The organism is Roseateles saccharophilus, assembly GCF_031458095.1.
Lineage (GTDB): Bacteria > Pseudomonadota > Gammaproteobacteria > Burkholderiales > Burkholderiaceae_C > Pelomonas > Pelomonas saccharophila_A.
This window is the reverse complement of sequence record NZ_JAVDXU010000004.1, coordinates 311,582-338,104: the sequence shown is the minus strand read 5'-3', so window position 1 is coordinate 338,104 and position 26,523 is coordinate 311,582. Positions and strand designations below refer to the sequence as shown.

At 68.3% G+C, this 26,523-nt stretch carries 2 protein-coding genes; both read right to left on the bottom strand.

The genetic code is table 11. The annotated features are described in order from the left end of the window. Nucleotides 1-50 precede the first annotated feature (50 nt). Nucleotides 51-15,581 carry a hypothetical protein gene (locus J2X20_RS24145; RefSeq protein WP_310270783.1) on the bottom strand — a complete coding sequence of 5,177 codons (15,531 nt, stop codon included), beginning with the start codon at nucleotides 15,579-15,581 and terminating at the stop codon, nucleotides 51-53. Nucleotides 15,582-15,924: 343 nt separating this feature from the next. Beyond that, entirely contained in the window at nucleotides 15,925-26,265 is a 10,341-nt protein-coding gene (locus tag J2X20_RS24140) for a hypothetical protein (protein ID WP_310270780.1), read from the bottom strand. Nucleotides 26,266-26,523 lie beyond the last annotated feature (258 nt).

Below are 26,523 nucleotides of genomic sequence, written 5' to 3'. Positions count from 1 at the left end.
ACAGGGCCTGCAAGGGCCGGCAGGCGACTGCCGGCGTCAGGAGTTCAAGCCTAGATCCAGTTGCCGCCGTTGTTGCGCCGGTGCTCGTCTTCCTCGGCCAGCTTGCGGTCGATGGCCGCCAGGTGGGCGTCGGGAGCCGGGTGCGGCACGGCCGCCTTGGCCAGGTCGATGTGCTCGGACCCAAGCAGCGCGCCGCTCGGCGGCGCCAGCACGTCGTGCAGGCTGACCGTGGTGTCCTTGCCGTCGCTGGTCGACTGTGGTTGCACGTCCTTGGTGAACCAGACGTCGGCGACATCGTGGCTGCTGCCGTCGGTGCTGGTGTAGCTGGACACCAGGCCGATGAGGTTGCCGTTGTCGCTGCCCGAACCCTTCGTGGCGTTCAGGTCGATGGAGGCGACGCCCACTTCGTCCAGGGTCTTGAGTTCGCCGGCGTCGGTCTTGCCGTCGTGGTTGGCATCGACCCAGACCTGCAGCTGCTTCCAGTTGGCGTCGTGGCTGTCCAGCTTGCCATCGTGGTTGCTGTCCTGCTCGGCCATGGCGGCATAGCCGTCCTTGGCGTGTTTGCCATTGGCCAGGATGGTGCCCATGCCGAACAGCTCGCCGCCGTTGTTGATGACGCCGTCGTGATTGCGGTCCATCACCAGCAGGCCGTCGCCGCCGGCGATCCAGCCCACCTTGTCGGTGTGGCCGGTGCCGATCAGGTCGAAGTTGACGCCCTGGGCGGCGGCCAGCGTGTTGATGCCGTGGCCGTCCAGGTCGAGCACGATAGGCGTCTTGGCGAAGTAGGCGTCGAACTGCGCGCCGTTCATCTCGCCGACCGCCGTGCTGGTCAGCGCGTCGAGCTGGGCCATGCTCATCGCGGCGATGTCCCGGGTCTCCAGGCCGTGGATCTGGTCGGTCGTGATGGCGTGGACCTGGTCGGTCGTCAGCGCGACCGCCTGGTCTGTCGTCAGTGCGGTGATCTGGGTCACCTTCAGCGTCTCGAACTGGGCGGTGGTGATGGCCTGGATCTGCGAGGTGCTCAGGGCCGCGAAGTTGGCCGTGCTCAGGGCGCGCAGATCGTCGGTCTCCAGCGCCTTCATCTGGTCGGTACTGAAGGCCTGGACCTGGCTCGACGTCATCACCGAGAACTGCGCGGCGGTGAAGGCGTTCAGGTCGTCGCTGGCCAGGTGGTTGATCTGGCTGGTGGTCAGCAGGTTGACACGGGCGTTCAGGCCGGTCAGCTGGTCGGTCGTCAGCGCGGCCAGCTGGGTGTCGGTGATGGCGCGCAGCGAGGCCGCGGACAGCTTGGCCAGGTCGGCGGCGTCGATGGCCACGATCTGGTCGGTCGACAGCGAAGCCACCTGCTCGGTCGTCAGCATCGAGATCTGCGCCGAGTCCATCGCCTTCATGTCGCCGGTTGAGAAGCCGTCGAACTGGCTGGTCGTCAGCGCCAGCACCTGGGCGGTGCTCAGGGCGGCGACGTGGTCGGTCGACAAGGCCGCGAACTGGTCGGAATCCAGGCCGGCCAGGGCGGCCGTCGTGATGGCGCGCAGATCGGCCGTCTCGAGCTTGCCCATCTGGGCCGTGGTCAGCGCGCCGACCTGGTCGGAGTTCAGCGCGGCGAACTGGCCGGTGCCCAGGGCATTGAGGCTGTCGGTGCCGAGGTTGCCCAGCTGCGTCGTGGTCAGGGCCTGGGCCTGTGCCGTCGACAGATTGCCGAACTGGCCGGTGGTCAGGCTGTTCAGGTCGGCCGTGCCCAGGGTGTGGATCTGGTCCGTCGTCAGGTTGCCGACCTGGCTGTTGGACAGGGCACGCAGCTGATCGCTGGTGAAGGCGTCAAGCTGGTCGGACGACAGGTTGCGCAGCGCACCGGTGGACAGCGACTTGATGTCGGCCGTCTCGATGGCGGCGATCTGGGCCGTGGACAGCACATCCGCCTGGACCGAGTTGATCGCGGCGATCTGCGTCGACGTCAGGGCCACCATGTCGGCCGTGCTCAGGCCGGTGATCTGGGTCGTGCCCAGGGCGCCGATCTGGGTGGCCGTCATGGAGCCGACGGCGTCGCTGGCCAGGGCCGCGACCTGGTCGGAACTCAGCGCGTTCAGCGCGGCGGTGGACACCGCGCGCAGGTCGGCGGTCTCCAGCTTGCCGAGCTGGGCCGTCGTCAGCGCGCCGAACTGGCCGGAGTTCAGGGCCGCGAACTGGGCCGTGCCCAGGGCGTTGAGGTTGTCCGTCGCCAGATTGGTGAGCTGGGTGCTGGTCAGCGCCTGGACCTGGGTGGACGACAGATTGCCGAACTGGCCGCTGGTGAGGCTGTTCAGGTCGGCCGTCCCCAGGGTGTTGATCTGACCGGTGGTCAGGCCGTTGACCTGGGTGCTGGACAGGGCGCGCAACTGGTCGCTGGTGAAGGCGTCGAGTTGATCCGAGGACAGGTTGCGCAGCGCACCGGTGGACAGCGACTTGATGTCGGCCGTCTCGATGGCGGCGATCTGGGCCGTCGACAGCGTGGCGGCCTGCGCGGAATTCAGCGCAGCCACCTGGGTCGAGGTCAGGGCCACCATGTCACCCGTGCTCAGGCCCTTGATCTGGGAGGTGCCCAGCGAGCCGAACTGGGCCGTCGTCAGCGTGCCGACGGCGTCGCTGGCCAGGGCGCCGATCTGGTCGGAGCTCAGCGCGTTCAGGGCCGCCGTCGTCACGCCGCGCAGGTCGGCGGTTTCCAGCTTGGCGATCTGGGCGGTGGTCAGCGCGCCGAACTGGCTGGAACCCAGGGCGGCGAACTGCGTCGAGTTCATCGCGTTGAGGCTGTCGGTCGCCAGGTTGGCGATCTGCGTGCTGGTCAGCGCCTGGACCTGGGCCGTGGACAGGTTGGCGACTTGGGCTGTCGTCAGCGAGTTCAGGCTGGACGTCGACAGGTTGGCGAACTGCGGGCTGGTGCTCAGCGCATTGAGCTGGGCCGAGGTCAGGCCGCGCAGCTGGTCGCTGCTCAGGGCGGCGAGCTGGTCGGTCGACAGATTGCGCAGCGTGGCCGTGGCGAGCGACTTCATGTCGCCCGTCTCGATGGCGGCCAGCTGGGCCGTGGACAGGCTGGCGGCCTGCACCGAGTTGATGGCGGCGATCTGGCTCGAGGTCAGGGCCACCATGTCGGCCGTGCTCAGACCCTGGATCTGGGCCGTGCCCAGCGAGGCCACTTGCGCGGTGGTCATGGCGCCGACGGCATCGCTGGCCAGGGCGGCGATCTGGGCCGACGTCAGGCCGTTGAGAGCCGCCGTCGTGACGGAACGCAGGTCAGCCGTCTCGAGCTTGCCCAGTTGGGCGGTGGTCAGCGCACCGAACTGGCCGGAGTTCAGGGCGGCGAACTGGCTCGTGCCCAGGGCGTTGAGATTGTCCGTCGCCAGGTTGCCCAGCTGGGTGCTGGTCAGGGCCTGGACCTGGCCTGAGGACAGGTTGGCGAACTGGCCGCTGGTGAGGCTGTTCAGGTCGGCCGTGCCCAGGGTGTTGATCTGGGCCGTGGTCAGGCTGTTGACCTGGCCGCTGGACAGGGCGCGCAGCTGGTCGCTGGTGAAGGCGTCCAGTTGATCCGAGGACAGATTGCGCAGGGCACCGGTCGTCAGCGACTTGATGTCGGCCGTCTCGAGGGCGGCGACCTGGGCCGTGGACAGGCTGGCGGACTGGGTCGAGTTGATGGCGGCGACCTGGGCCGAGGTCAGGGCGACCATGTCACCCGTGGTCAGGCCCTTGATCTGGGTCGTGCCCAGCGAGGCGACCTGGGCCGTGGTCAGCGAGCCGACGGCGTCGCTGGCCAGGGCACCGACCTGGTCGGAGCTCAGGCCATTCAGCGCCGCCGTCGTGACGGCGCGCAGGTCGGCGGTTTCCAGCTTGCCGAGCTGGCCGGTCGTCAGCGCGCCGAACTGGCTGGACGACAGCACCGCGAACTGGGCCGAGCCCAAGGCGTTGAGGCTGTCCGTCGTCAGGTTGGCGATCTGGGTGTTGGTCAGGGCCTGGACCTGGGCGGTGGACAGGTTGGCGATCTGGCCGGTGGTCAGCGAGTTCAGGTCGGCCGTGCCCAGGTTGGCGAACTGCGGGCTGGTGCTCAGCGCATTCAGCTGGGCCGAGCTCAAGGCGCGCAGCTGGTCGCTGGTCAAGGCGTCGAGCTGGTCGGTCGAGAAGTTGCGCAGGGCCGACGTCGACAGGGCCTTGATGTCGGCCGTCTCGATGGCGGCAATCTGGGCCGTCGACAGGCCGCCCACCTGGTTGGAGTTGATGGCGGCGACCTGGGCCGAGGTCAGGGCGACCATGTCGGCCGTCGTCAGGCCCTTGATCTGGGCCGTGCCCAGCGAGGCGATCTGGGCCGTGCTCATGGCGCCGACGGCGTCACTGGCCAGGGCGCCGATCTGGTCGGAGCCCAGGGCGTTGAGGGCGGCCGTCGTGACGGCGCGCAGATCGGCGGTTTCGAGCTTGGCCAGCTGGCTGGTGCTCAGGCCGCTGAACTGGCCGGAATTCAGCGCCGCGAACTGCGCCGTACCCAGGGCGTTCAGGTTGTCGGTGGCGAGGTTGGCGAGCTGGGTGCTCGTCAGCGCCTGGACCTGGGCGGTCGACAGATTGCCGAACTGGCCGCTGGTCAGGCTGTTCAGGTCGGCCGTGCCCAGGGTGTTGATCTGGCCCGTGGTCAGGCTGTTGATCTGGCCGCTGGACAGGGCGCGCAACTGGTCGCTGGTGAAGGCATCCAGCTGGTCGGACGACAGGTTGCGCAGGGCCCCGGTGGCCAGCGACTTGACGTCGGCGGTCTCGAGGGCGGCGATCTGGGCCGTCGACAGGCTGGCGGCCTGGGTCGAGTTGATGGCGGCAACCTGGGCCGAGGTCAGGGCGACCATGTCACCCGTCGTCAGGCCCTTGATCTGGGCCGTGCCCAGCGAGGCCACCTGCTGCGTGCTCAGCGAGCCGACGGCATCGCTGGCCAGGGCGCCGACCTGGTCGGAGTTCAGGCCGTTGAGGGCCGCCGTCGTGACGGCGCGCAGGTCGGCCGTCTCCAGCTTGGCCAACTGGCTGGTGGCCAGGCCCGCGAACTGGCTGGAGCTCAGCGCCGCGAACTGGGCGGTGCCCAGGGCGTTGAGGTTGTCGGTCGACAGATGGCCGAGCTGGTCGGACGTCAGCGCGCGGACCTGGGCCGTCGACAGATTGGCCATCTGGCCGGTCGTCAGCGAGTTCAGGTCGGCCGTGCCGAAGTTGCTCACCTGCGGACTGGTCGTCAGCGCATTCAGCTGGCTGGAGCTGAGGGCGCGCAGCTGGTCGCTGGTCAGCGCATCGAGCTGGTCGGTGGACAGATTGCGCAGGGCACCGGTCGAGATGGCCTTGATGTCGGCGGTCTCGATGGCGGCGATCTGGGCCGTGGACAGCACGCCGGCCTGGGCCGAGTTGATGGCGGCGATCTGGGCCGAGGTCAGCGCGACCATGTCGGCCGTCGTCAGGCCCTTGATCTGGTCGGTGCCCAGGGAAGCGACCTGGGTGCTGGTCAGCGAGCCGACGGCGTCGCTGGCGAGAGCGCCGATCTGCGTCGACGACAGGCCGTTCAGGGCGGCTGTCGTGACGGCGCGCAGGTCGGCCGTTTCCAGCTTGCCGAGCTGGGCGGTGGTCAGCGAACCGAACTGGCTGGAGCTCAGGGCCGCGAACTGAGCGGTGCCCAGGGCATTGAGGTTGTCGCTGGTCAGGTTGCTGAGCTGGTCGCTCGTCAGCGCGCGGACCTGGGCCGTCGACAGATTGGCGATCTGGCCGGTGGTCAGCGAGTTCAGGTCGGCCGTGCCCAGGTTGTTGACCTGCGGGCTGGTCGTCAGCGCGTTGAGCTGGGTCGAGCTCAGGGCGCGCAGCTGGTCACTGGTCAGCGCGTCGAGCTGGTCGGTGGACAGATTGCGCAGGGCGCCGGTGGAGATGGCCTTGATGTCGGCGGTCTCGATGGCCGCGATCTGGGCCGTGGACAGCACGCCCGCCTGGTTGGAGTTGATGGCGGCGATCTGGCCCGAGGTCAGGGCGACCATGTCGCCCGTCGTCAGACCCTTGACCTGGTCGGTACCGAGGGACGCGACTTGCTGCGTCGCCAGCGAGCCGACGGCGTCGCTGGCCAGGGCGCCGATCTGGGTCGACGACAGGCCGTTCAGCGCGGCGGTGGTGACGGCGCGCAGGTCGGCCGTCTCGAGCTTGCCGAGCTGGGCGGTGGTCAGCGAACCGAACTGGCCGGAGTTCAGCGCAGCGAACTGGCTGGTGCCCAGGGCATTCAGGTTGTCGGTCGCCAGGTTGCTCAGTTGGGTGCTCGTCAGCGCCTGGACTTGGGCCGTCGACAGATTGCCGAACTGGCTGCTGGTCAGGCTGTTCAGGTCGGCCGTGCCCAGGGTGTTGACCTGGCCCGTGGTCAGGCTGTTGATCTGGCCACTGCTGAGGGCGCGCAGCTGGTCGCTGGTGAAGGCGTCCAGTTGATCCGACGACAGGTTGCGCAGGGCACCGGTCGCGATGGACTTGATGTCCGCCGTTTCGATGGCGGCGATCTGGACGGTGGACAGGGTGCCGGCCTGGGTCGAGTTCAGGGCCGCGACCTGACCCGAGGTCAGGGCGACCATGTCACCGGTGGTCAGGCCCTTGATCTGGGTCGTGCCCAGCGAGGCCACCTGGGCGGTGGTCAGCGAGCCGACGGCGTCGCTGGCGAGGGCGCCCATCTGGTCGGAGCTCAGCGCATTCAGGGCCGCGGTCGTGACGGCGCGCAGGTCGGCCGTCTCGAGCTTGCCAAGCTGGCCGGTCGTCAGCGCACCGAACTGGCCGGAGCTCAGCGCCGCGAACTGGGCCGAGCCCATGGCGTTCAGGTTGTCGGTCGACAGGTTGGCGAGCTGGTCGGTCGTCAGCGCGCGGACCTGGGCCGTCGACAGATTGGCGATCTGACCCGTCGTCAGCACGTTCAGGTCGGCGGTCGCGAGATTGACGATCTGCGGGTTGGTCGTCAGCGCGTTCAGCTGCGTGGAGGTCAGCGCGCGCAGTTGGTCGCTGGTCAGCGCGTCGAGCTGGTCGGACGACAGATTGCGCAGGGCGCCGGTGGAGATGGCCTTGACGTCGACCGTCTCGATGGCGGCGATCTGGGCCGTGGACAGCACACCCGCCTGGTTGGAGTTGATGGCGGCGATCTGGCCCGAGGTCAGGGCGACCATGTCGCCGGTCGTCAGGCCCTTGACCTGGTCGGTACCCAGGGATGCCACTTGCTGCGTGGTCAGCGTGCCGACGGCATCGCTGGCGAGGGCGCCAACCTGCGTGGACGAGAGGCCGTTCAGGGCAGCCGTGGTCACCGCGCGCAAGTCGGCCGTCTCGAGCTTGCCGAGCTGGGCGGTGGTCAGCGAACCGAATTGGCCGGAGTTCAGGGCTCCGAACTGGGCCGTGCCCAGGGCGTTCAGGTTGTCGGTCGCCAGGTTGCTCAGCTGGGTGCTGGTCAGGGCCTGGACCTGGCCGGTGGACAGGTTGGCGAACTGGCTGCTGGTCAGGCTGTTCAGGTCAGCCGTGCCCAGGGTGTTGACTTGGGCCGTCGTCAGCGAATTGATCTGGCCGCTGGACAGGGCACGCAGCTGGTCGCTGGTGAAGGCGTCGAGCTGGTCGGACGACAGATTGCGCAGGGCGCCCGTCGTGATGGACTTGATGTCGCCGGTCTCGATGGCGGCGAGCTGGCCGGTGGACAGCGCGGCGGCCTGGGTCGAGTTGATGGCGGCGATCTGGCCCGAGGTCAGAGCGACCATGTCGGCCGTGGTCAGGCCCTTGAGCTGGCTGGTGCCGAGGGATGCGACCTGGGCCGTGGTCAGCGAGCCAACGGCGTCGCTGGCCAGGGCGCCGACCTGGTCCGAAGACAGGCCGTTCAGCGCCGCGGTGGTGACGGCGCGCAGGTCGGCCGTTTCCAGCTTGCCGAGCTGGCTGGTCGTCAGCGCACCGAGCTGGCTGGAGTTCAGCGCCGCGAACTGGCTGGTGCCCAGGGCGTTGAGGTTGTCCGTCGCCAGGTTGGCGAGCTGGGTGTTGGTCAGGGCCTGGACCTGCGTGGACGACAGGTTGGCGAACTGGCTGCTGGTCAGGCTGTTCAGGTCAGCCGTGCCCAGGGTGTTGATCTGGCTGGTGGTCAGCGCGTTGATCTGGCTGCTGGACAGGGCACGCAGCTGGTCGCTGGTGAAGGCGTCGAGCTGGTCGGACGACAGATTGCGCAGGGCGCCGGTCGTCAGCGACTTGATGTCGGCCGTCTCGATGGCGGCGATCTGGGCGGTGGACAGGCTGGCGGCCTGCGTCGAGTTGATGGCGGCGATCTGACCCGAGGTCAGGGCCACCATGTCGGCCGTGTTCAAGCCATCGATCTGGTTGGCGCCGAGGGAGGCCACTTGGGCCGTCGTCAAGGAGCCCACGGCATCGCTGGCGAGCGCGCCGACTTGGTCCGAAGACAGGCCATTCAGGGCCGCGGTGGTCACGGCGCGCAGGTCGGCCGTTTCGAGCTTGCCGAGCTGACCGGTCGTCAGCGCACCGAACTGGCTGGAGTTCAGCGCCGCGAATTGGCTGGTGCCCAGGGCGTTGAGGTTGTCGGTCGCCAGGTTGGCGAGTTGGGTATTCGTGAGCGCCTGGACCTGACCCGAGGACAGGTTGGCGAACTGGCTGCTGGTCAGGCTGTTCAGGTCAGCCGTGCCCAGGGTGTTGATCTGGCCGGTCGTCAGCGAGTTGATCTGGCCGCTGGACAGGGCACGCAGCTGGTCGCTGGTGAAGGCGTCCAGTTGGTCCGACGACAGATTGCGCAGGGCGCCGGTTGTGATGGACTTGATGTCGCCGGTTTCGATGGCGGCGAGTTGCGCGGTCGACAGGCCGGCACCTTGGGTCGAGTTGATGGCGGCGATCTGGGCCGAGGTCAGGGCGACCATGTCGCCCGTGGTCAGGCCGTCGATCTGGTTGGCGCCCAGCGACGCCACCTGGGCGGTGGTCAGCGAGCCCACGGCGTCGCTGGCCAGGGCGCCGACCTGGTCGGAAGACAGGCCGTTCAGGGCCGCGGTCGTGACGGCGCGCAGGTCAGCCGTTTCGAGCTTGCCGAGCTGGCCGGTCGTCAGTGCGCCGAACTGCGAAGACGACAGGGCCGCGAACTGGGCCGTGCCCAGGGCGTTCAGGTTGTCGGTCGCGAGGTTGCTGAGCTGGGTGCTGGTCAGCGCCTGAACCTGGCCCGAAGACAGGTTGGCGAACTGGCTGCTGGTCAGGCTGTTCAGATCAGCCGTGCCGAGCGTATTGACCTGGCCGGTCGTCAGGCTGTTGATCTGGCTGCTGGACAGGGCGCGCAGCTGGTCGCTGGTGAAGGCGTCCAGTTGATCGGAAGACAGATTGCGCAGGGCACCGGTCGTGATGGACTTGATGTCGCCGGTCTCGATGGCGGCGAGCTGGCCGGTGGACAGCGCGGCGGCCTGGGTCGAATTGATGGCGGCGATCTGGCCCGAGGTCAAGGCCACCATGTCGGCCGTGGTCAGGCCCTTGAGCTGGGTGGAGCCCAGAGAGGCGACCTGGGCCGTCGTCAGCGAGCCCACGGCATCGCTGGCAAGAGCGCCGACCTGGTCGGAGCTCAGCGCATTCAGGGCGGCCGTCGTGACGGCGCGCAGGTCGGCCGTTTCGAGCTTGCCGAGCTGGCCGGTCGTCAGGGAGCCGAACTGGCCGGAGTTCAGGGCCGCGAACTGGGCAGTGCCCAGGGCGTTGAGGTTGTCGGTCGCCAGGTTGCTCAGCTGGGTGCTGGTCAGCGCCTGGACCTGGCCCGTGGACAGATTGGCGAACTGGCTGCTCGTCAGGCTGTTCAGGTCGGCCGTGCCCAGGGTGTTGACTTGGGCCGTCGTCAGGCTGTTGATCTGGCCGCTGGACAGGGCGCGCAGCTGGTCGCTGGTGAAGGCGTCGAGCTGGTCCGACGACAGATTGCGCAGGGCACCGGTCGTGATGGACTTGATGTCGCCGGTCTCGATGGCGCCGAGTTGGGCCGTCGACAGCGTGCCGGCCTGGGTCGAGGTCAGCGAGGCGACCTGGGACGAGGTCAGGGCGACCATATCGGCCGTCGTCAGGCCCTTGATCTGGGTGCTGCCCAGGGAGGCGACTTGAGCGGTCGTCAGCGAGCCGACGGCATCGCTGGCCAGGGCGCCGACCTGATCCGAAGACAGGCCGTTCAGCGCGGCCGTCGTGACGGCGCGCAGATCAGCCGTCTCGAGCTTGCCGAGCTGGCCAGTCGTCAGGGCGCCGAACTGGCTGGAATTCAGCGCGGCGAACTGGGCCGTGCCCAGGGCGTTGAGGTTGTCGGTCGCCAGATTGGCGAGCTGGGTGTTGGTCAGGGCCTGGACCTGGCCCGAGGACAGGTTGGTGAACTGGCTGCTGGTGAGGCTGTTGAGGTCGGCCGTACCCAGGGTGTTGATCTGGCCGGTCGTCAGGCTGTTGATCTGGCCGCTGGACAGCGCGCGCAGCTGGTCGCTGGTGAAGGCGTCCAGTTGATCGGAAGACAGATTGCGCAGGGCACCGGTCGTGATGGACTTGATGTCGGCCGTCTCGATGGCCGCGATCTGGGCGGTGGACAGGCTGGCGGCCTGGGTGGAAGTCAGGGCGGCGACCTGGGCCGAGGTCAGGGCGACCATGTCGGCCGTGTTCAAGCCATCGATCTGGTTGGCGCTCAGCGAGGCCACCTGGGCTGTCGTCATGGAGCCGACGGCGTCGCTGGCCAGGGCACCGATCTGGTCGGAGGACAGCCCGCCCAGGGCTGCCGTGGTCACGGCGCGCAGGTCGGCGGTCTCGAGCTTGCCGAGCTGAGCGGTGGTCAGCGAGCCGAACTGGCCGGAGTTCAACGCGGCGAACTGGGCGGTGCCCAGGGCGTTGAGGTTGTCCGTCGCCAGGTTGCTGAGCTGGGTGCTGGTCAGCGCCTGGACCTGGCCGGAAGACAGGTTGGCGAACTGGCCACTGGTGAGGCTGTTCAGGTCGGCCGTGCCCAGCGTGTTGACTTGGGCCGTCGTCAGGCTGTTGATCTGGCCGCTGGACAGGGCGCGCAGCTGGTCGCTGGTGAAGGCGTCGAGCTGGTCCGACGACAGATTGCGCAGTGCACCGGTCGTCAGCGACTTGATGTCACCGGTCTCGATGGCGGCGAGTTGGGCCGTCGACAGCGTGCCGGCCTGGGCGGAGTTGATGGCGGCGACCTGGGCCGAGGTCAGGGCGACCATATCGCCCGTGGTCAGGCCCTTGATCTGGCTGGTGCCGAGGGACGCCACCTGGGCCGTGGACATCGAGCCGACGGCGTCGCTGGCGAGGGCGCCGATCTGGTCGGAGTTCAGGCCATTCAGGGCGGCCGTCGTGACGGCGCGCAGGTCGGCCGTCTCGAGCTTGCCGAGCTGGCCGGTGGTCAAGGCACCGAATTGCGAAGACGACAGGGCGGCGAACTGAGCGCTGCCCAGGGCGTTGAGGTTGTCGGTCCCGAGGTTGCTGAGCTGGGTGCTGGTCAGGGCCTGGACCTGGGCCGTCGACAGATTGGCCATCTGGCCGGTCGTCAGCACGTTCAGGTCGGCGGTGCCCAGGTTGACGAACTGCGGGCTGGTGCTCAGGGCATTCAGCTGGGCCGAGGACAGGGCGCGCAGCTGGTCGCTGGTCAGGGCATCCAGCTGGTCGGTCGAGAAGTTGCGCAGGGCGGCGGTCGACAGCGACTTGATGTCACCGGTCTCGATGGCCGCGATCTGGGCGGTGGACAGATTGGCCACCTGGCCCGAGGTCAGGGCGGCGACCTGGGCCGAGGTCAGGGCGACCATGTCTGCCGTGGTCAGGCCCTTGATCTGGGTGCTGCCCAGGGCGGCGACCTGAGCGGTCGTCAGCGAGCCCACGGCGTCGCTGGCGAGAGCGCCGACCTGGTCGGAGCTCAGGGCATTCAGGGCGGCTGTCGTGACGGCGCGCAGGTCGGCCGTCTCGAGCTTGCCGAGCTGGCCCGTGGTCAGCGCAGCGAATTGCGAGGACGACAGGGCCGCGAACTGGGCGCTGCCCAGGGCGTTGAGGTTGTCGGTTGCCAGATTGGCGAGCTGGGTGCTGGTCAGGGCCTGGACCTGGCCCGAGGACAGGTTGGCGAACTGGCTGCTGGTCAGGCTGTTCAGGTCAGCCGTGCCGAGCGTATTGACCTGGCCGGTCGTCAGGCTGTTGATCTGGCTGCTGGAGAGTGCGCGCAGCTGGTCGCTGGTGAAGGCGTCGAGCTGGTCGGAAGACAGGTTGCGCAGGGCGCCGGTCGTCAGCGACTTGATGTCGCCGGTCTCGATGGCGGCGAGCTGGGCGGTCGACAGGCCGGCGGCCTGGGTCGAGGTCAGGGCGGCGACCTGGGCCGAGGTCAGGGCGACCATGTCGCCCGTGGTCAGACCGTCGATCTGGTTGGCGCCGAGAGAGGCAACCTGGGCGGTCGTCAGCGAGCCGACGGCGTCGCTGGCGAGAGCGCCGACCTGGTCGGAGTTCAGGCCGTTCAGCGCCGCGGTGGTCACGGCGCGCAGGTCGGCCGTTTCGAGCTTGCCGAGCTGGCCGGTGGTCAGGGCACCAAACTGCGAAGACGACAGGGCCGCGAACTGGGCCGTACCCAGAGCATTGAGGTTGTCGGTCGCCAGGTTGGCGAGCTGGGTGCTGGTCAGCGCCTGGACCTGGCCCGAGGACAGGTTGGCGAACTGGCTGCTTGTCAGGCTGTTCAGGTCAGCCGTGCCGAGCGTATTGACCTGGCCGGTCGTCAGGCTGTTGATCTGGCTGCTGGACAGGGCGCGCAGCTGGTCGCTGGTGAAGGCGTCGAGCTGGTCGGACGACAGATTGCGCAGGGCGCCGGTCGTCAGCGACTTGATGTCGCCGGTCTCGATGGCCGCAACTTGGGCTGTCGACAGCGTGGCGGCCTGAGTCGAGCTGATCGCGGCAACCTGGGCCGAGGTCAGAGCCACCATATCGCCGGTGGTCAGGCCCTTGATCTGGCTGGTGCCGAGCGAGGCCACCTGGGCCGTGGACATCGAGCCGACGGCATCGCTGGCCAGGGAGCCGATCTGGTCGGAGTTCAAGCCATTCAGCGCGGCGGTCGTGACGGCGCGCAGGTCGGCGGTCTCGAGCTTGCCGAGCTGGCCTGTGGTCAGGGCACCGAATTGCGAAGACGACAACGCGCCGAACTGGGCCGTGCCCAGGGCGTTCAGGTTGTCGGTCGCCAGATTGGCGAGCTGGGTGCTGGTCAGGGCCTGGACTTGGGCCGTGGACAGATTGGCGAACTGGCTGCTCGTCAGGCTGTTCAGGTCGGCCGTGCCCAGGGTGTTGACCTGGGCCGTCGTCAGCGAGTTGATCTGGCCGCTGCTCAGCGCGCGCAGCTGGTCGCTGGTGAAGGCGTCCAGCTGGTCGGACGACAGATTGCGCAGCGCACCCGTGGTGATGGACTTGATGTCGGCCGTCTCGATGGCCGCGATCTGGGCGGTGGACAGGCTGGCGGCCTGGGTCGAGGTCAGGGCGGCGACCTGGGCCGAGGTCAGGGCAACCATGTCGCCCGTGGTCAAGCCGTCGATCTGGTTGGCGCTGAGGGAGGCCACCTGGGCCGTCGTCATGGAGCCGACAGCGTCGCTGGCGAGGGCGCCGACCTGGTCGGACGAGAGGCCGCCCAGGGCTGCCGTGGTCACGGCACGCAGATCGGCCGTCTCAAGCTTGCCGAGCTGGCCGGTCGTCAGCGCAGCGAACTGCGAAGACGACAGGGCCGCGAACTGGGCCGTGCCCAGGGCGTTGAGGTTGTCGGTCGCCAGGTTGGCCAACTGGGTGTTGGTCAAGGCCTGGACCTGGCCCGAGGACAGGTTGGCGAACTGGCTGCTGGTCAGGCTGTTGAGGTCGGCCGTGCCCAGGGTGTTGATCTGGGCCGTCGTCAGCGAATTGACCTGGCTGCTGGACAGGGCGCGCAGCTGGTCGCTGGTGAAGGCGTCCAGTTGATCGGAAGACAGATTGCGCAGGGCACCGGTCGTGATGGACTTGATGTCGGCCGTCTCGATGGCCGCGATCTGGGCGGTGGACAGGCTGGCGGCCTGGGTGGAAGTCAGGGCGGCGACCTGGGCCGAGGTCAGGGCGACCATGTCGGCCGTGGTCAAGCCATCGATCTGGTTGGCGCTCAGCGAGGCCACCTGGGCCGTCGTCATGGAGCCGACGGCGTCGCTGGCCAGCGCGCCGACCTGATCCGAGGACAGGCCGCCGAGCGCAGCCGTCGTGACGGCACGCAGGTCGGCCGTCTCCAGCTTGCCGAGCTGGGCCGTCGTCAGGGCGCCGAACTGGCCGGAGTTCAGGGCCGCGAACTGGGCCGTGCCCAGGGCGTTGAGGTTGTCCGTCGCCAGGTTGCTCAGCTGGGTGCTGGTCAGGGCCTGGACCTGGCCCGAGGACAGGTTGGCGAACTGGCTGCTGGTCAGGCTGTTCAGGTCGGCCGTGCCCAGGGTGTTGATCTGGCCCGTCGTCAGCGAATTGACCTGGCCGCTGGACAGGGCGCGCAGCTGATCGCTGGTGAAGGCGTCCAGTTGATCCGAGGACAGGTTGCGCAGGGCGCCCGTCGTGATCGACTTGATGTCGGCCGTCTCGAGAGCGGCGACCTGGGCGGTGGAGAGGGCGGCGGCCTGGGTTGAACTGATCGAAGCCACCTGGGCCGAGGTCAGGGCGACCATGTCACCCGTGGTCAGACCCTTGATCTGGCTGGTGCCCAGCGAAGCGACCTGGGCCGTTGTCATGGAGCCGACGGCGTCGCTGGCAAGGGCGCCGACCTGGTCGGAGGACAGGCCGTTCAGGGCCGCAGTGGTCACGGCGCGCAGGTCGGCCGTCTCCAGCTTGGCCAGCTGGCTGGTGCTCAGCCCGGCGAACTGGGTGGACGACAGCACGGCGAACTGACCCGTGCCCAGGGCGTTCAGGTTGTCGGTGGACAGGTTGCCCAGCTGGGTGGCCGTCAGGGCCTGGGCCTGGGCGGTGGTCAGATTGGCGAACTGGCCGCTCGTGAGGCTGTTCAGGTCGGCCGTGCCCAGGGTATTGACCTGGCCCGTCGTCAGCGAAGTGATCTGGCCGCTGGAGAGGGCGCGCAACTGGTCGCTGGTGAAGGCGTCCAGCTGGGTGGACGACAGATTGCGCAGCGCGGCGGTCGTGATGGACTTGATGTCGCCCGTCTCGATGGCGGCGACCTGGGCCGTGGAGAGGTTGCCGAGCTGATTGGACGTCAGCGCGCCGATCTGGGCGGTGGTCAGGGCCACCATGTCGTCGCTGCTCAGGCCCTTGATCTGGACGGTGCTCAGGGAGGCGATCTGGCCGGTGCTCAGGGCCTGGACCTGGTCGGTCTTCAGGAACTGGACCTGGTCGGAGCTGAGGCCGGCGAGGCCGGTCGTCGTGATGGCCCGCAGGTCTTCGGTCTGGAAGGCGCGGATCTGGTCGCTCTTCAGGACGGCCAGGTTGCTGGAGAGGATGACCGAGGCCTGGGCGGTGGTCAGGGCAACCAGCTGGGCGGTGCTCAGCGCAGCGTAGTCCTCAGTCGTCCAATCCCGGATGGTTGTCGTGGACAACGTCGGGATGACGGATACCGGAATGCTGGGGATGACGGTTGACATGTTTTCTCACCTGTACTGATGGCCGCCATGTCTTGCAACATGGCGGCCCTGGGCCGTTTCCGGCCCGCCCCCGACACTGAAGGCGTTGTGCTGTTCTGAGCCAGTGCCCAGGCCCGTCGAGCGGCCAGCCCGACGTGTCCCGGACACCAAGAATCCAAAGCCAGGAGCCAATCCGACATGGCCGCAGCCGGGCAACCCCGACTGGAGCGCCATAACGGAAGGCTCCCGTGCAGTCATGCTAGGGACGAGTCCATGGCATCAACCGGCAAAAAGGCCGGGTTTTCCGTCCACGCACCGACCGTTCGGCGGGATCGCCGGACAGGCTGGAAGGAATTCACGGACTTCATAGCCAGTTGCCGCCGTTGTTGCGCCGGTGCTCGTCTTCCTCGGCCAGCTTGCGGTCAATGGCCGCCAGGTGGGCGTCGGCCGACGGATGCGGCACGGCCGCCTTGGCCAGGTCGACAGGCTCGGCGCCGAGCAACGGGGCGCTGGGCGGCGCCAGCACGTCGTGCAGGCTGACCGTGGCGTCCTTGCCGTCGTCGGCCTTCTGCGGCTGCACGTCCTTGGCGAACCAGACGTCGGCCACCTCGTGCTTGCCGCCGTCGCTCGTCGTATAGCTGGACACCAGGCCGATCAGGTTGCCGTTGTCGCTGCCCGAACCCTTGGCGGCGTTCAGATCCAGGGACGTGATGCCCAGCTCGTCCAGGGACTTCAGCTCGCCGGCGTCGGTCTTGCCGTCGTGGTTGGCGTCGACCCAGACCTGCAGCTGCTTCCAGTTGGCGTCGTGGCTGTCCAGCTTGCCGTCGTGGTTGCTGTCCTGCTCGGCCATGGCCACATAGCCGTCCTTGGCGTGCTTGCCATTGGCCAGCACTGTGCCCATGCCGAAGAGCTCGCCGCCGTTGTTGATGACGCCGTCATGGTTGCGGTCCATCACCAGCAGGCCGTCGCCGCCGGCCACCCAGCCGACCTTGTGGGTCTGGCCGGTACCCAACAGGTCGAAGTTGACGCCCTGGGCGGCGGCCAGCGTGTTGACGCCGTGGCCGTCCAGGTCGAGCACGATGGGCGTGACGTTGAAGTAGGCGTTCATCTGCGCCGCGCTCATCTCGCCGAAGGTGGTGCCCTGCAGCGCGTCCAGCTGGGCCATGCTCATGGCCGAGATGTCGCGGGTTTCCAGGCCGGAGATCTGGTCCGTTGTCAGGCTGTGGACCTGGTCGGTCGTCAGCGCGGCCGCCTGGGCCGTCGTGAACGCGGTGATCTGCGTCGCCTTCAGCGTGCTGAACTGGTCGCTGGTGATGGCCTGGATCTGCGCATTGCTCATCGAGGCGATGTGGGCCGTCCCGAGGGCGCGCAGGTCGTCGGTTTCCAGGGCCGCGATCTGGGCGTTGGTGAAGGACTTGACCTGGTTGGTCGTCAGCGCCGCGAACTGGGCGGTCGTGAAGGCGTTCAGGTCGTCGGTCGCCAGGTTGTTGATCTGGCCGGTCGTCAGCACCGAGACACGGGTGCCCAGGCCGGTCAGCTGATCGGTCGTCAGCGCGCCCAGCTGGGTGTTGGTGATGGCCTGCAGGGACGCCGAGGACAGCTTGGCCAGGTCATCGGAATCGATGGCCACGATCTGGTCGGTGGACAGCGAGTTCACCTGGGCCGTCGTCAGCACGGCGATCTGTGCCGAACCCATGGCCGTCATGTCGGTCGCGTCCAGGCCCTTGATCTGGGCCGTCGTCAGCGACATCACCTGGGCCGTGCTCAGGGCCGCGATGTGCTCGGTCTGCAGCGAGGCGATCTGGTCCGAGTTCAGGCTGGACAGGGCCGCCGTCGTCACCGCGCGCAGGTCGGCCGTCTGCAGATTGGGCAGCTGGTCGGTCGTCAGCGCGCCGAACTGGGCCGAGCTCATCACCGCGTAGTGCTGGGTGCCGAGGGCCGTCAGGTCGTCCGTCGTCAGATGCGACATCTGGCCGGCGGTCAGCGCCTGCACCTGGCCCGTGCTCATGCGCGAGAACTGGTCGGTCGTGAAGGCGTTCAGGTCGTCGCTGTTCATCGTCGACAGCTGCGACGACGTCAGCGCATTGACCTGGGCCGAGCTCAGGGCCTGCAACTGGTCGCTGGTGAGGCCGTCGATCTGGGTGCTGGACAGGGCGCGCAGGGCCGTCGTCGTCAGGAAGCGCATGTCCCCGGTCTCGATGGCGGCGAGCTGGTCGGTGTTGAGCGCCTGCAGCTGGGCGGAGCTCAGCACGGCGACCTGGCCGGTGCCCAGGGCCGTCATGTCGTTGGCCGTCAGGCCCTGGACCTGGACTGTCGTCAGCGAGCCGATCTGGGCGGTGCTGAGGCTGGACACCTCATCCGAGGTCAGGGTGTTGATCTGGTCGGACGTGAGGCCGCGCAGGGCCGCGGTGGTCACGGCGCGCAGGTCGGCCGTCTCCATCTTGGGCAGCTGGTCGGTCGTCAGCGAACCGAACTGCGTGGAGTTCAGCGTCGCGAACTGGGCCGAGCCCATGGCGTTTAGGCTGTCGGTCGTCAGATTGCTCAACTGGACCGTGGTCAGCACGGCGACCTGGGCGGTGGACAGCTTGTTGAACTGGTCGGACGTCAGGCTGTTCAGGTCGTCGGTGTTCAGCGTGCGGACCTGGTCGGTCGTCAGCGAGTTCACCTGGGCCGAGGTCAGGGCGCGCAGCTGGTCGGAGGTCAGGCCGTCGAGCTGGGTGCTGGACAGGGCGCGCAGGGTGGCCGTCGTCAGCGACTTCATGTCGGACGCGTCGATGGCCGACAGCTGGTCGGTCGACAGGTTCTGGGCCTGGGCCGAGCTCAGCGCCGCGACCTGGCCCGTGGACAGGGCCGTCATGTCGCCGGCGGTCAGGCCCTTGACCTGGGCCGTCGTCAGCGCGGCGATCTGGCCGGTGGACAGGCTGGACACCTCGTCCGAGGTCAGGGACTGGACCTGATCCGAGCTGAGGCCGCGCAGGGCGTTGGTCGTCACCGCACGCAGGTCGGCCGTCTCGAGCTTGGAGAGCTGGTCGGTCGTCAGCGCGCCGAACTGGCTCGACGACAGCGTGGCGAACTGGGCCGAGCCCATGGCATTCAGGCTGTCGGTGGCCAGGTTGCTCAGCTGGGACGTCGTCAGCGCCTGGATCTGCGAGGTCGACAACCGGGCGATCTGGTCGGTCGTCAGGACGTTGAGGTCATCCGTGTTCAGGCTGATGACCTGCGGGTTGGTGGTCAGCGCGTTCAGCTGGGCGCTGCTGAGGCCGCGCAGCTGATCCGAGGTCAGGCCGTCCAGCTGGGTGCTGCTGAGGGCGCGCAGGGCGACCGTCGTCAGCGACTTCATGTCGGACGCATCGATGGCCGACAGCTGGTCGGTCGACATGGCCTGGACCTGGGCCGAGCTCAGCACGGCCACCTGGGCGGTGGACAGGGCCGTCATGTCGGCCGCCGTCAGGCCCTTGACCTGATTGGCCGACAGCGAGGCGATCTGGCCCGTGGACAGGCCGGCGATCTCGTCGCTGGTCAGCGTCAGGATCTGGTCGGAACTCAGGCCAGCCAGGGCGGCGGTCGTGACGGCACGCAGGTCGGCCGTTTCCAGCTTGGGCAACTGGTCGGAGGTCAGGGAAGCGAACTGGGCTGAGTTCAGCGTCGCGAACTGGGCCGAGCCCAGGGCGTTGAGGCTGTCCGTGCCCAGATGGCTGAGCTGGTTGGTCGTCAGCACCTGGACCTGGGCCGTCGACAGCTTGTTGAACTGGTCGGACGCCAGGCTGTTGAGGTCGTCGGTGTTCAGCGTGCGGACCTGGTCGGTCGTCAGGGCGGTGACCTGGCTGGAGCTCAGCGAGCGCAGCTGGTCGGAGGTCAGGCCGTCGAGCTGGGTGCTGGTCAGCGCGCGCAGGGCCGCCGTGGTGATGAAGCGGACGTCACCGGTTTCGATGGCTGCCAGTTGGTCGGTGTTCAGGGCGGCGGCCTGGGCGGCGCTCAGCACGCCCACCTGGGCGGTGCCCAGGGCCGTCATGTCGGCAGCCGTCAGGCCTTGGACCTGGCTGGTCGTCAGCGCGGCGATCTGGCCGGTGCTGAGGCTGGACACCTCATCGGAGGTCAGCGTGTTGATCTGGTCGGACGACAGGCCGCGCAGGGCCGCGGTGGTGACGGCGCGCAGGTCGGCCGTCTCCATCTTGGGCAGCTGGTCGGTCGTCAGCGCACCGAACTGCGTGGAGTTCAGTGTCGCGAACTGGGCCGAGCCCATGGCGTTCAGGTTGTCGGTCGTCAGATTGCTCAGCTGCGCCGTCGTCAGCACGGCGACCTGGGCGGTGGACAGCTTGTTGAACTGGTCGGAAGTCAGGCTGTTCAGGTCGTCGGTGTTCAGCGTGCGGACCTGGTCGGTCGTCAACGAATTGATCTGGGCCGAGGTCAGGGTGCGCAGCTGGTCGGAGGTCAGGCCGTCGAGCTGGGTGCTGGACAGGGCGCGCAGGGCGGCCGTCGTCAGCGACTTCATGTCGGCCGCTTCGATGGCCGACAGCTGGTCGGTCGACAGGTTCTGGGCCTGGGCCGAGGTCAGGGCGGCGACCTGGCCTGTGGACAGGGCCGTCATGTCGCCGGCGGTCAGGCCCTTGACCTGGGCCGTCGTCAGCGTCGTGATCTGGGCCGTCGACATGGAGCCGACTTCGTCGGACGTCAGCGACTGGACCTGATCGGAGGACAGGCCACGCAGCGCATTGGTGGTGACGGCGCGCAGGTCGGCCGTCTCCATCTTGGACAGCTGGTCAGTCGTCAGCGCGCCGAACTGGTTGGACGACAGCGTCGCGAACTGGGCCGAGCCCATGGCGTTGAGGCTGTCGGTGACCAGGTTGGTCAGCTGCGAGGTCGTCAGGGCCTGGATCTGGCCGGTCGACAGTCGAGCGATCTGGTCCGTGGTCAGCACGTTCAGGTCGTCCGTGCTCAGGCTGATGACCTGCGGCGCGGTGGTCAGCGCATTCAGCTGGGTGCTGGTCAAGGCGCGCAACTGGTCGCTGGTCAGGCCGTCGATCTGGGCGCTGGACAGGGCGCGCAGGGCCGCCGTCGTCATCGCCTTCATGTCGGTCGCGTCGATGGCAGACAGCTGGTCAGTGTCCAGGGCCGCGGCCTGTGCCGAGCTCAGAGCGGCGACCTGGGCGGTGCCCAGGGCCGTCATGTCGCCGGCCGTCAGGCCCTTGACCTGGGCCGTCGTCAGCGCGGCGATCTGGCCGGTGGACAGGCCCGCCACTTCGTCGGTGGTCAGGGACTGCACCTGGTCGGAAGACAGGCCGCGCAGGGCATTGGTGGTGACGGCGCGCAGGTCGGCCGTCTCCATCTTGGACAGCTGGTCGGTCGTCAGCGAAGCGAACTGGGCGGAGTTCAGCGTGGCGAACTGGGCCGAGCCCATCGCGTTCAAGCTGTCGGTGACGAGGTTGCTCAGCTGCGTCGTCGTCAGTGCCTGGATCTGCGAGGTGGACAGGCGGGCGATCTGGTCGGTCGTCAGGACGTTCAGGTCATCCGTGTTCAGGTTGACGACCTGCGGGCTGGTGGTCAGCGCGTTCAGCTGGGTACTGGTCAGGCCGCGCAGTTGGTCCGAGGTCAGGCCGTCCAGCTGGGTGCTGGACAGGGCGCGCAGCGTGGCCGTCGTCAGCGACTTCATGTCGGAGGCGTCGATGGCCGACAGCTGGTCGGTGCTGAGTGCCTGGGCCTGCGTCGAGTTGATGACGCCGACCTGGGCCGTCGACAGGGCCGTCATGTCGCCGGCCGTCAGGCCCTTGACCTGATTGGCCGACAGCGAGGCGATCTGGCCCGTGGACAGGCCGGCCACCTCGTCGGTGGTCAGCATCTGGATCTGGTCGGAGGACAGGCCGGCCAGGGCGGCCGTGGTGACGGCGCGCAGGTCGGCCGTCTCCAGCTTGGGCAGTTGGTCGGACGTCAGCGAGGAGAACTGGGCCGAGTTCAGCGTCGCGAACTGAGCCGAGCCCAGGGCGTTGAGGCTGTCCGTCCCCAGGTGGCTGAGCTGGTTGGTGGTCAGCACCTGGATCTGGCTGGTGGTCAGCTTGTTGAACTGGTCGGACGCCAGGCTGTTCAGGTCGTCCGTGTTCAGGGTGCGGACCTGGTCGGTCGTCAGCGAGCTGATCTGGCTGGACGACAGGGCGCGCAGCTGGTCGCTGGTGAGGCCGTCCAGCTGGGTGCTGGTCAGCGCGCGCAGGGCGGCCGTGGTGATGAAGCGGATGTCGCCGGTCTCGATGGCGGCCAGCTGGTCGGTGTTCAGGGCGGCGGCCTGGGCCGCGCTCAGCACGGCAACCTGGGCGGAGCCGAGGGCCGTCATGTCGCCGGCCGTCAGGCCTTGCACCTGGCTGGTGGTCAGCGAGCTGATCTGGGCCGTGGTGAGGCTGGCGGCCTCGTCGGAGGTCAGCGTCAGGACCTGGTCGGACGACAGGCCGCGCAGGGCCGAGGTCGTGACCGCGCGCAGGTCAGCCGTCTCCATCTTGGGCAGCTGGTCCGAGGTCAGCGCGCCGAACTGGGTGGAGTTCAGCGTCGCGAACTGGGCCGAGCCCAGGGCGTTCAGGTTGTCCGTCGTCAGGTTGCTCAGCTGCGCCGTCGTCAGCACGGCGACCTGGGCGGTGGACAGCTTGTTGAACTGGTCGGACGTCAGGCTGTTGAGGTCGTCGGTGTTCAGCGTGCGGACCTGGTCGGTCGTCAGCGAGTTGATCTGGCTGGACGTCAGGGCGCGCAGCTGGTCGGAAGTCAGGCCGTCGAGCTGGGTGCTGGACAGGGCGCGCAGGGCGGCCGTGGTCAGCGACTTCATGTCGGCGGCTTCAATGGCCGACAGCTGGTCGGTCGACAGGTTCTGGGCCTGGGCCGAGCTCAGGGCGGCGACTTGGGCCGTGGACAGGGCCGTCATGTCGCCGGCGGTCAGGCCCTTGACCTGGGCCGTCGTCAGCGCGGCGATCTGGCCGGTGGACAGGCTGCCCACCTCGTCCGAGGTCAGGGACTGGACCTGATCCGAGCTCAGGCCGCGCAGGGCGTTGGTCGTCACCGAGCGCAGGTCGGCCGTCTCCATCTTGGACAGCTGGTCGGTGGTCAGGGCGCCGAACTGCGTCGAGCTCAGCGTGGCGAACTGCGCCGAGCCCATGGCGTTGAGGCTGTCGGTGACGAGGTTGCTCAGCTGGGCCGTCGTCAGCGCCTGGATCTGGGCGGTCGACAGGCGGGCGATCTGGTCCGTCGTCAGCACGTTCAGGTCATCGGTGTTGAGGCCGACGATCTGCGGGCTGGTCGTCAGGGCGTTCAGCTGGGCGCTGGTGAGGGCGCGCAACTGGTCGCTGGTCAGGCCGTCGATCTGGGTGCTGGACAGGGCGCGCAGGGCGGCCGTCGTCATCGACTTCATGTCGGCCGCGTCGATGGCCGCCAGCTGGTCGGTGTTCAGGGCCGCGGCCTGCGTCGAGCTCAGGGCACCCACCTGGGCGCTGCTCAGGGCCGTCATGTCGCCGGCCGTCAGGCCCTTGACCTGGGTGGCCGACAGCGAAGCGATCTGGCCGGTGGACAGGCCGGCGACTTCGTCGCTGGTCAGCGTCAGGATCTGGTCGGATGTCAGGCCCGCCAGCGCCGCCGTGGTGACGGCACGCAGGTCGGCCGTTTCCATCTTGGGCAGCTGGTCGGAAGTCAGCGAACCGAACTGCGTGGAGTTCAGCGTCGCGAACTGGCCCGAGCCCATGGCGTTCAGGCTGTCGGTCGTCAGGTGGCTCAGCTGGGCCGTGGTCAACACGGCGACCTGGGCGGTGGACAGCTTGTTGAACTGGTCGGACGTCAGGCTGTTGAGGTCGTCGGTGTTCAGCGTGCGGACCTGGTCGGTCGTCAGCGCATTGACTTGGGTTGACGACAGGGCGCGCAGCTGGTCGGACGTCAGGCCGTCGAGCTGGGTGCTGGTCAGGGCGCGCAGGGCGGCCGTGCTCAGGAAGCGGATGTCGCCGGTCTCGATGGCGGCGAGCTGGTCGGTGTTCAGGTTCTGCACCTGGGCCGAGCTCAGTACGCCGATCTGGGCGGTGCCCAGGGCCGTCATGTCGCCGGCCGTCAGGCCCTGGACCTGGGAGGTGCTCAGCGAGCCGACCTGGGCCGTCGTGAGGCTGGACACCTCATCGGAGCTCAGCGTCTGGACCTGGTCGGAGGTCAGGCCACGCAGGGCGGCGGTGGTGACGGCGCGCAGGTCGGCCGTCTCCAGCTTGGGCAGCTGGTCGCTGGTCAGCGCGCCGAACTGGGTGGAAGACAGCGTGGCGAACTGGGCCGAGCCCATCGCATTGAGGTTGTCCGTGGCCAGGTTGCTCAGCTGGGCGGTCGTCAGCGCTTGGACCTGGGCGGTCGACAGCTTGTTGAACTGATCCGACGTCAGGCTGTTGAGGTCGTCGGTGTTCAGCGTGCGGACCTGGTCGGTGCTCAGCGCATTGATCTGGCTGGAGGTCAGGGCGCGCAGCTGGTCGCTGGTCAGGCTGTCCAGCTGGGTGCTGGTCAGGCCGCGCAGGGCGGCCGTGCTCAGCGACTTCATGTCGGCGGCGTCGATGGCCGACAGCTGGTCGGTGTCCAGCGCGGACACCTGGGCCGAGCCCAGGGCGGCGATCTGGGCCGAGCCCAGGGCCGCCATGTCGCCGGCGGTCAGGCCCTTGACCTGGGCCGTCGTCAGCGCGGCGATCTGGCCGGTCGTCAGGGCACCGACCTCGTCGGAGGTCAGCGTCAGGATCTGGTCGGAGGACAGGCCGCGCAGGGCAGCCGTCGTGACGGCGCGCAGATCGGCCGTCTCCATCGTCGGCAGCTGGTCGGACGTCAGCGCGCCGACCTGGGTGGACGACAGCGTCGCGAACTGGGCCGAGCCCATCGCATTGAGGCTGTCCGTCGTCAGATGGCTGAGCTGGGCCGTCGTCAGCGCGGCGACCTGGGCGGTGGAGAGCTTGTTGAACTGGTCGGACGAGAAGCTGTTCAGGTCGTCCGTGTTCAGCGTGCGGATCTGGTCGGTGGTCAGCGCATTGATCTGGCCCGAGGTCAGGGCACGCAGCTGGTCCGAGGTCAGGCCATCGAGCTGGGTGCTGGTCAGGCCGCGCAGGGCGGCCGTGCTCAGCGACTTCATGTCGGCGGCTTCAATGGCCGACAACTGGTCGGTGCTCAATGCCGAAACCTGGGCCGAGCTCAGCGCAGCGACCTGGGCCGTGCCCAGGGCCGTCATGTCGCCGGCGGTCAGCCCCTTGACCTGGGCCGTCGTCAGCGCGGCGATCTGGCCGGTCGTCAGGGCGCCGACTTCGTCGGACGTCAGGGTCTGGATCTGGTCGGAGGACAGGCCGCGCAGGGCGGCCGTCGTGACGGCGCGCAGGTCGGCCGTCTCCATGTTCGGCAGCTGGTCGGACGTCAGCGCGCTGAACTGCGTGGAGTTCAGCGTCGCGAACTGGGACGAGCCCATCGCATTCAGGCTGTCCGTCGTCAGATGGCTCAGCTGGGCCGTCGTCAGCACGGCGACCTGGGCGGTGGAGAGCTTGTTGAACTGGTCGGACGAGAGGCTGTTCAGGTCGTCCGTGTTCAGGGTGCGGACCTGGTCGGTGGTCAGCGCGTTGACCTGGTTGGAGCTCAGGCCGCGCAGCTGGTCGGAGGTGAGGCCGTCCAGCTGGGTGCTGGACAGGGCGCGCAGGGCCGCCGTCGTCAGCGACTTCATGTCGGCGGCGTCGATGGCCGACAGCTGGTCGGTGTTCAGCGCTGCGGCCTGAGTGGCGCTCAGCACGGCCACCTGGGCCGTGTCCAGGGCGGTCATGTCGGCGGCCGTCAGGCCCTTGACCTGGCTGGCGTTCAGCGCGGCGATCTGGCCGGTGGACAGGCCGGCCACTTCATCGCTGGTCAACGTCAGGATCTGGTCGGAGGACAGGCCGGCCAGGGCCGCGGTGGTGATGGCGCGCAGGTCGGCCGTCTCCATCTTGGGCAACTGGTCGGAGGTCAGCGAGTTGACCTGCGCCGAGGACATGGCGGCGAACTGGGCCGAACCCATTGCGTTCAGGCTGTCCGTCGTCAGGTGGCTGAGCTGGCTGGCCGACAGCGACTGCACCTGGGCGGTGGTGAGCTTGTTGAACTGGTCCGACGTCAGCGTGTTGAGGTCGTCGGTGTTCAGCGTGCTGACCTGGGCCGTGGTCAGCGCCATGATCTGGCCGGACGACAGGGCGCGCAGCTGGTCGCTGGTGAAGCCGTCCAGCTGGGTGCTGCTCAGGGCGCGCAGGGCGGCCGTCGTGATGAAGCGGATGTCCGTCGCTTCCAGGGCCGACAGCTGGTCGGTCGACAGGCCCTTGGTCTGGTTGGAGGTCAGGGCGCCGACCTGGGCGGTGGTCAGGGCCACCATGTCGGCGGCATTGAAGCCGCGCAGCTGGCTGGTGCTCAGCTGCAGGATCTGGCCGGTGCTGAAGGCCTGCACCTGGTCGGTCGTGAAGGCACCGATCTGGTCGGAATTGAAGCCGCCGATGGAAGCGGTCGAGATGGCACGCAGATCCTCGGTCTGGAAGGACCGCAGCTGGTCACTGCTCAAGACGGAAAGGCCGCTGGAGGTGATCACAGCGGCCTGTACGGTGGTCAGCGCGATCAGCTGGTCGGTGCTGAAGGCAGCCCAGTCCTCGGTCGTGAAATCCCGGATCGTCGTCGTCGTCAGGCCGGGGATCTTCGAGACCGGAATAAAGGGGACGATGCTTGCCATGGTGTTTTACCTGCTGCTGTGCTGACGGCCACCGCCTCGTGAAAGGCGATGGCCTGCGCCGAATGGGGGCCTCGACGCGGGGCGCTGTCTCGTTGTCTGCCACGCCCGCCAAAACCATCCCTGGCGGGCCCGACCTGCGCTGAATCCGGGAAAACCCGCCGTGCCCATGGCGGACTCGTATCCCTAGATTTCAAGTGCTTCGATCGGTTATCGGGCCCCCTGGGCTTGACTTGAGGAACAAAGTCTCAAATCGGCCCG

Excerpts from the sequence above, each read along its gene's own strand:
- J2X20_RS24140 (WP_310270780.1), bottom strand. The coding sequence starts at position 26,265 with ATGGCAAGCATCGTCCCCTTTATTCCGGTCTCGAAGATCCCCGGCCTG.
- J2X20_RS24145 (WP_310270783.1), bottom strand. The coding sequence starts at position 15,581 with ATGTCAACCGTCATCCCCAGCATTCCGGTATCCGTCATCCCGACGTTG.